Consider the following 7427-nt stretch of genomic DNA (forward strand, 5'->3'; position numbering starts at 1 on the left):
CGACCTGGCCGGGGGCCCGGCCGCGCGCCGGGCCGGCGGCCCGCGTACCGGAGCCGCCGCCCGTGTCGGTGCCGCTCATGCCGCTGACGCCGCGGAGCCGTCCACCCATCCACCCGTGCGGATCTGCTCCTCGCGGCGCACGGCGTCCTGGGCGAGCGTACGGATGGGGGTGTTCAGGCCCTGCCGCATGAGCGCGTCCCGGTAGCGCTCGCACTCGGCCGGGGTGCCCACGGCGAGGGTGAAGTCCTGGTGGTGCAGCGCCGAGATGACCAGTTCGAGGGCGTGGCCGAAGGCGATCCCGGGCAGCGCCGTCACCAGGGCCCCCACCAGGTTGTCGAAGGAGAGCTGGTGCGGCGACGCGGCGATGTACAGTGCCCGGTCCTGCGGGCCCTGCGGGTTCTCGGCCCGGTACGGCTCCGGGTAGGTCGGACGCCAGAAGCAGGACGCCGGGTCGTCCCACAGCGGCTGCGCCAGTTCCCTGAGCCGCTCGATGTCGCGCCAGGCCTCGGGCAGCAGCGTGCCGGGCGGGTACGCCTGGGGCACGGCCGAGTAGTCGCCGAAGTCGGTGGACACCGCCCCGGCACAGGTCGCGCAGTCCCCGGCGAACACCGACAGCTGGAGGTCGAACTCCCCCTTGTGGTCGGGGGTGTGCAGCACGTTGGCGAAGGGGCCCAGCCGGTATCCGGCCCGCACCTCGGACTTGACCCGCCTCGCGCGGGCGAGCGCGTCCGGGCCGGTCACGAGCAGGACCTCCATCGGGCGCCCGCCGTACCAGAGGTCCAGGGACAGGTGCTCCAGCGGGTGTTCCGTGCGGCGCGTGTCCGCCCAGGCCCGGACGATGTCCTCCTCCCCCAGCAGCAGCCGGTGCCGGCAGACGACGGTGAGTCCGGCTTCCTCGGCGGCCTCGACGACGGCCTGCTGGAGCTGCCGCTCGACCCCGTCCGGTTTGATCAGGAACAGGGAGTGGTTGCTGGACACTTGGCTCTCCTTCAAGGAGTCACACGTACGTGGAAGACCTGACCCGGATGGCCGCGGGAATGGCCGGACAGTGATTTCGATAATGCCGCCGAAAATCCATTCCGGCCATCAACGAATTGGCGCAGCCCGATCCGGCGCTTACGCGGCCCTGTGAACTCGAATTCGGTGGCGAAGTCACGTGACCCGTCTTTTCGTGAGGGCCGAATTCGCTGGAAGTGATTGACAGCCGAATGGGTCTGACGCTCAAATGGTTGACGTGCCGCCGGGGAAAACGACCCCGCCGGAACATTCCAATATGAGCAGTTCACACAGAGGAGTCACCATCATGAACCGCAACCACGCCGTTTCCATGCGTCCGCGTCTCGACAAGGTCAACGTCCGCACGGGCAAGTAATTCGCATGACCTGAGGGGTGTCGCCGGACTTCGGTCCGGCGGCACCCCTGCCTGTCTCTCCGCCCTCTTCGCACGACGGGAAATCCCTTGACCACATCACCGACGTTCGACGTTCCCGTGGTGGTGCACCACGATCCCTCCCTGCGCACCACCAGTTTGTGTTTCGCGCTCGGATTCGGCGGCCGGCACGATCCTCCGGGCCGCGCCGGCGCCGCCCACATGCTCGAACACCTGCTGATGTCCGCACCCCTCGGGGACGGGCCGTCGCTGAGCGAGCGCATCGAGGACCGGGGCGGCGAGAGCAACGCCATGACCGGCCCCGAGTCCCTGGTCATCCACGCGCAGGTGCTCACCGAGGACGCCGCCGACGTGGCCACGTGGATGTGCCGGGCGTTGCTGGAGCCCCGGTGGGACCAGGAGAACTTCGCCTCCGAGCGCGACGTGGTGCTCCAGGAGCTGGCGGCCGCCGACTCCGACGACGCCGACGCCGTGCAGGACGCCTTCTTCGCCCGGCTGTTCGACGGGCATCCGCTGGGCTCCGCCGTCGGCGGACGGCCCGAGACCGTGTCCGGCCTGACCCTGGAATCCGTGCGCGACGCGCACGCCCTCGCCCTGCGCACCGCCCCGCTCGCCGTGTGCGTGGCCGGCGGCCTGCCCGAGGACACCCTGCGCGAGGCGCTGCGGCGCGGCGGCCTGGGCCGCGTGGCCCGCAACCCGCTCCCCGATCCCCTGCTCGGCTCCCTCGGCGGCGTCCCCGGACCTCCCGTACCGGGAGCGGTCGAGAAGTGGCCGGACGCCTTCTGCTGGCTGCTGGCCGGCGGGCGCGCCCCGCACGCGGGCGACCCCCGCCGGCACGCCTACACCGTCCTCGCCCACCTGCTGGGCGGCAGCCCGGCGTCCCCGCTGTACGCCAGGCTGCGCAACCAGGAGGCGCTGGCCTACGACTTCCGGTCCTGGTCGCGCAACTACAGCGACTCCGGGGCCTGGCGGATGCTCGCCGGTTGCGAGCCGGACAACGCGCCCCGGCTGCTCGACGCGTTCCGCGAGGTGCTGCGCACCGTGGCCGACGAAGGCCCGCGCGAGCGTGACTTCGCGGCCGCCGTGCGCCGGGCGACCGTCGAGGCGGTCCGGGAGGCCGAGGCCCCGCTGGACCGGACCATCGCCGTCGCCACCCAGCGCATCCTGAGCGACCGGATCTGGGACCCGGAGACGGAGATCGAGGCGCTCGCCGGCGTGTCGGCCGCGGACGTGGCCCTGGCCGCACGCGAGCTGAGCGACTCGCTGATCACGGTCGTCCGGCCGGAGCAGCGATGAGCCCCGCTCCCGGAAGTGCGCCGCCGCCCTCCGCGTTCGACGTCAGCGACCTCTATCTGCGGGCCGCCGACGAGGCCGGGGTGCTCGGCCACATCGACGGTCTGCCGGTGGTGGCGGACGAGTACCGGGAGCCGGCCACCGGCGAGCTCCAGTGCCTGGTGGAACATGCGGACCCGGCGCTGCTCGCCCGGGCGCCCCGGCTGCTCGACGCCCTGTTCCGCCGCCACCCCGGCTGTACGTCGGCCGTGGTGCGCATCCCGGCGCACCTTCCCGCGCCCGGCGCGCTCCAGCCGCTGCTGAGCTACCTGCGCCATGCCCCGCAGCCGGCCGCGGCCGTACCCGCCGTCGTACCCGCCGTACCCGCGGCCGCACCCGAACCCGCCGACGTGGCCGCCCCCTTCGGCATCACCGAGGCCTCGGACGCCGACGACGAGGCGGTCGGCCGGTGGCTGTCACGGGCGATCCGTGACGCGGCGGCCGACCGCGGGCACACCGAAACCGCGCAGGGCACCGCGGAGTCCGTCCGCCGGCTGCTCGAAGCGCCCGGCCGACGCTCCTACCTGGTGCGGGTGCCCGGCAGGCCCGATCCGATCGGGCACGCCACGGTCCTGACCGACGCCTACGACGATGTCAGCGACAGCCCGTTCGTCGAACTGGTGGACATCCTCATCGACGACGACGCCCTGCGCCGGGCCGCGACCGCCCGGCTGGTCGCGGCCTGCGCCGGCACCGCCGCCGCGGTGGGGGCGCCGCTGATCGGCAACGTCACCCATCCCGCCGACCGTGCGGGCCAGGAGCGATCCGCCCGGGTCGTGGCCGCCCTGCGCCGCCGGGGCTGGACGCCGACACACGGCTACGCGTACGCCGCCCGCCCCTGACCCGCCCCCGGGGGCGAAGACCCCCGGCTCCGAGGAGTCCTCTCGTATGACACCGGATCACCGCTCCGACTTCCCGCTCACCCTCGACCTGCTCCACGAACTCCTGGACGTCGATCCCGAGCTGCCCGTCCGCCGCCTGCTCCAGGCCGCCCGGCAGGTGCGGGGCGTGCTCGCACCGCTCGTCCTGTCGCTGGCCGAGCGGGAGGGCGTCGCCATGGGCACCGGCGCCCGCGACGAACTCGCCCGCATGCGCAAGCGCGCCGAGACCTACCGGCAGCTGGCCGAGGACACGGCACGGGTGCCCGGCGCCCGCGTGGTCAAGGGCCCGTCGCTCGCCCGCCACTATCCCGAAGGGACGCTGCGCGCCCTGGGCGACCTCGACGTCGTCGTGCCCGGCGAAGCCGCCCTGTGGCAGGTACTGGCCCTCGCGCTGGACCGGCACGACAGCGACGAGGTGGAACTCACCGAGCTGGACGCACAGGGCCGGCCGCACCTGTTCGCGGCCGTCTGGTGGCTCGGCGAGGACCCGCTGCTCGACCCGGACCACGGCATCGAGGTCACCACCTTCGCCTTCGCCGGCCGGCCCGGACTGGTCCCGCTGCGGGCGTCCCTGCCCGACGACCAGGTCCTCGCCGACGTGCTCTCCCTCGCGGAGGAGCGCTTCCAGCGCCCCTTCACGGCCAAGGACATCATCGACCTCGTCTGCGTGCTGACCTCCCCGGCGGCACCCGCCCCCCGGACGCTGACCGCCGCCGCCGGGGAGTTCGCCCTCGCGCCCGAGCTGCTCGAACTCTGCGAGCGCGTACGGGCGTACCCGCGCCTGGCCGCCACCGTGCCCGACGAGCTCGTCGAGGGACTGCGCGGCCCGGCCGACACGGAGCGCTCCCGCCGGGCCGGCGCGCAGGCCGCCCCGGTCGAGCAGCGCTACGGGATGCAGCTGACCGCTCCGCTGCGCCGCGGCGAGGGGACCGGCCGCCGCGAACACCGCTGGAACGGCGGCGTCATCACCAGGACGCCGGTCGCGGACTTCCTGATGGTCACGGGAGAGCTGGTCGACCCCGCGCTCCACGCGTCCGCCCTGCGGGAACTGGCCGGGCTGGCCCCGTGGCCGCTGCGGCCGGCCCGCACCACCGCACCGCACCCCGGCCGGGAGGTCTGAAGGACATGGCCGTCATCGAGGTACAGGATCTCACCCGGACCTTCCGGACCCGGCGGGGCCGCGTCGTCACCGCGCTCGACCACGTCGGATTCCAGGTCGAGCGGGGCGAGGTGCTCGGCCTGCTCGGACCCAACGGAGCGGGCAAGACGACCCTTTCCCGCATCCTCACGACCCTGCTCGTCCCCACCTCCGGCACCGCACGGGTGTCGGGCTTCGACGTCGTGGACCGGCCGCGGGAGGTCCGCCGCCGCATCGGTCTGGTGCTCGGCGGCGACCGGGGGCTCTACGGCCGGCTGACGGCCCGCCAGAACCTGCGGTACTGGGCCGCCCTGCAGGGCCTCGACGCGCGGACCGCCCGCCGGCGCACCGAGGAGGTCATGGAGCTGCTGGGACTGGACGGCCGCGGCGACGACCGCGTCGAGACGTTCTCCCGGGGCATGGTGCAGCGGGTCCACCTGGCGCGGGCCCTGCTCGGCGAACCGGACGTACTCGTCATGGACGAGCCGACCAACGGGATGGACCCGCACGCCGGGGCCGGGTTCCGGGAACTGGTCCGCACGCTGCGCGGCGGCGGGACGACCGTCGTCCTCACGACGCACGACATGCAGGAGGCGCAGGCCCTCTGCTCGCGCGTCGCCCTCATCGACCACGGCCGCATCCTGCGGATCGGCTCCACGACGGAACTGCTCGCCGGCATCCGCACCCCCCGCACCCTCACCGCGGTGGGCGTGCCGCCCGAGACCGCCGCGCGCATCGCCGCTCTCGCGGGCAGCGCCACGACCGACGCCGAGGGCAACCTCACTGCCCGGCCGGCCGACGACGAGAGCCTCTCCCAGGCCCTGCTGCTGCTCGCCCAGGCCCGGGCCGAGTCCATCTCGGTCGCCGCCCCCGGCCTGGCGGAGGTCTACCGGACCGTCATCGAGAACCGGGAGTTCGCGCTGTGATCGCCGTACTGGCCGCCGCCACCCGGGCGCAGGGGGTGATCCTGGCCCGTTCTCCCGGGATGCTCGCCACCCTGGCCGTGATCCCGCTGTACTCGCTGGTCTTCTTCCACTTCCTGCAACGCCACCACCGGGAGGAGCTGGCCACCACCGTGGCCCTCACCGCATTCGTGATGAGCCTGTGGGCGCACGCGGTGTTCGTCGCCTCCGACGTCGTCGACGACGACCGGTCGGACGGCACGCTGGAGCTGTCGCTGCTCACCCCGGACCGCTACCTCGTCGCCCTGGCCGTGCGCACCTTCACCACCACCCTGCTCGCCCTGCCGGTGCTGGCCGAGGTCGTCCTCATCGGGCGGGGCGTGTTCGGCCTGGACGTGACCCTGCACAGACCCGCGGTGGCCCTGCCCGTCGCGGTCCTGCTGGTCGCGGGATGCGCGAGCGCCGCCCTGCTGGTCAGCGGGCTGATGATCAAGGTGCGGGGAGCGCGCACCCTCCAGAACTCGCTGACCTACCCCTTCTACCTGCTGGGCGGGCTCATCCTCCCCGTCAGCCACCTGCCGGCTCCGTTCGACACCGTGGCGAAGGGCTTCTTCCTCTCCTGGGCCACCGACCTGCTCAGGGACGCGGCCGCGGGGCCGGTCCCCCAACTGGCCCAGCGCCTCGCCGTCCTGTGCGCCCTGATCCTGCTCCAGACCCTGCTCGGCGTACTCCTGCTGCGCGGCGTCCTCGGCTCCGTACGCAACGGAAGGATGGTGCTGCATGACTAGCCTCCGTGCTCCCGGGCCCGGTACGGCTCCGGCTCCCGGTCCCGGGCCGGCGGGCCGGCGTTCCGTACGGACGCTGCTCCTGCTGATCGGCTACGGCGCCCTGGCCAGCTACCAGGACTACCGGGCCATGTTCACCTGGCGCTCCTGGCTCGGCGGCTGGCTCGTCCGGCTGCTGTGCCAGGTGCTCTTCTTCGCCAACCTCGGACAGCTCCTCGGCTCGCCCGCACAGCAGGGCTACCTCGCCCTCGGCAACGCCGTCGTGCTCGGCCCGCTCGGCGCGCTCGGCGTGGTCTCCTCGACCGTGGGAGAACGCCGCTCGGGCACCTTGCAGTTCCTGCTGATCAGCCGCACGCCGCCGTTCCTCGCGCTGGCCTCGCGCGGGCTGCACTGGGTCGCCGACGGCCTGCTGACCTCGACCGTCGCACTGCTCGCCGTACACCTGCTGCTCCCGGTCCCGCTGCACTGGGCGGCGCTGCCCGCCATCCTGTGCGTGAACGCCCTCATGACCCTGGGCTGTTACTGCCTCGCCCTGTGCCTCTCCGGGATCAGCCTGCGGATGCCCGAGTCCCGGATGTACCTGACGGCCGGCACCACCATCGTGCTGCTGCTGGTGGCCGGGGTGAACACGGCCGTACCGCACGGCGGGATGCTCGCCTGGATCGCCCGGGTGCTCCCGGTGAGCCACGGACTGTCCGCCGTCCGGCAGCTGGCGTACGACGGCACCCTGCCGGTGGCGCTCGTACTGCACGAGGCCCTGGTCCTCGCGGGCTGGGCCGCGGCCGGGTTCCTGGTGCTCACCCACGGACTGCGGCACACGGTCCGCTCGGGCTCCCTCACGCTGCGCTGACGCCGCGCCGATGCCGATGCCGATGCCGCGCGGTCCCGTACGGGGTGCCGGGGGAACCGGGATGCCGGTCCGCCGTCCGGTCCGTCCGGTCCGTCCGGCGCAGGTACATGGGGGGCAGAAGGTCAGTAGAGCGGCACACCACAAGGGCG

Annotated in this window: 7 protein-coding genes; 6 read left to right on the forward strand and 1 reads right to left on the reverse strand. The window is 73.4% G+C overall.

Features of this window, described 5'->3' with window-relative positions; all coding sequences use genetic code 11:
• Positions 1-75 precede the first annotated feature (75 nt).
• Complete coding sequence (locus ACFXA3_RS20870) at positions 76-978, reverse strand: hypothetical protein (RefSeq protein ID WP_385188738.1); 903 nt, start codon at positions 976-978, stop codon at positions 76-78.
• A 481-nt stretch (positions 979-1459) separates the two neighbouring features.
• Between ACFXA3_RS20870 and ACFXA3_RS20875 the strand changes: the two genes are divergently transcribed.
• The 6 genes from ACFXA3_RS20875 to ACFXA3_RS20900 are packed head-to-tail and all read left to right on the forward strand — an operon-like array spanning position 1460 to position 7278.
• Positions 1460-2686: a M16 family metallopeptidase gene (locus ACFXA3_RS20875; protein ID WP_385188740.1), complete on the forward strand. Its 1227-nt coding sequence runs from the start codon at positions 1460-1462 to the stop codon at positions 2684-2686.
• Positions 2683-3564 (forward strand): hypothetical protein, encoded by an 882-nt coding sequence (locus ACFXA3_RS20880; protein ID WP_385188742.1) that lies wholly within the window; start codon positions 2683-2685, stop codon positions 3562-3564. The genes ACFXA3_RS20875 and ACFXA3_RS20880 overlap by 4 nt, the downstream gene beginning before the upstream one ends.
• A gap of 46 nt (positions 3565-3610) precedes the next feature.
• Positions 3611-4723, forward strand: a complete 1113-nt coding sequence (locus ACFXA3_RS20885; protein WP_385188743.1) for a hypothetical protein — start codon at positions 3611-3613, stop codon at positions 4721-4723.
• Positions 4724-4728: 5 nt separating this feature from the next.
• Positions 4729-5667, forward strand: coding sequence for an ABC transporter ATP-binding protein (locus tag ACFXA3_RS20890; protein ID WP_385188745.1), 939 nt, complete (start codon positions 4729-4731; stop codon positions 5665-5667).
• Entirely contained in the window at positions 5664-6431 is a 768-nt protein-coding gene (locus ACFXA3_RS20895; protein WP_385188747.1) for an ABC transporter permease, read from the forward strand. The genes ACFXA3_RS20890 and ACFXA3_RS20895 overlap by 4 nt, the downstream gene beginning before the upstream one ends.
• Complete coding sequence (locus ACFXA3_RS20900; protein WP_385188749.1) at positions 6424-7278, forward strand: ABC transporter permease; 855 nt, start codon at positions 6424-6426, stop codon at positions 7276-7278. The genes ACFXA3_RS20895 and ACFXA3_RS20900 overlap by 8 nt, the downstream gene beginning before the upstream one ends.
• The last annotated feature ends 149 nt before the right edge of the window (positions 7279-7427 follow it).

This window comes from Streptomyces sp. NPDC059456, assembly GCF_042750055.1.
GTDB lineage: Bacteria > Actinomycetota > Actinomycetes > Streptomycetales > Streptomycetaceae > Streptomyces.

Excerpts from the sequence above, each read along its gene's own strand:
- ACFXA3_RS20880 (WP_385188742.1), top strand. The coding sequence starts at position 2,683 with ATGAGCCCCGCTCCCGGAAGTGCGCCGCCGCCCTCCGCGTTCGACGTC.
- ACFXA3_RS20885 (WP_385188743.1), top strand. The coding sequence starts at position 3,611 with ATGACACCGGATCACCGCTCCGACTTCCCGCTCACCCTCGACCTGCTC.
- ACFXA3_RS20890 (WP_385188745.1), top strand. The coding sequence starts at position 4,729 with ATGGCCGTCATCGAGGTACAGGATCTCACCCGGACCTTCCGGACCCGG.
- ACFXA3_RS20900 (WP_385188749.1), top strand. The coding sequence starts at position 6,424 with ATGACTAGCCTCCGTGCTCCCGGGCCCGGTACGGCTCCGGCTCCCGGT.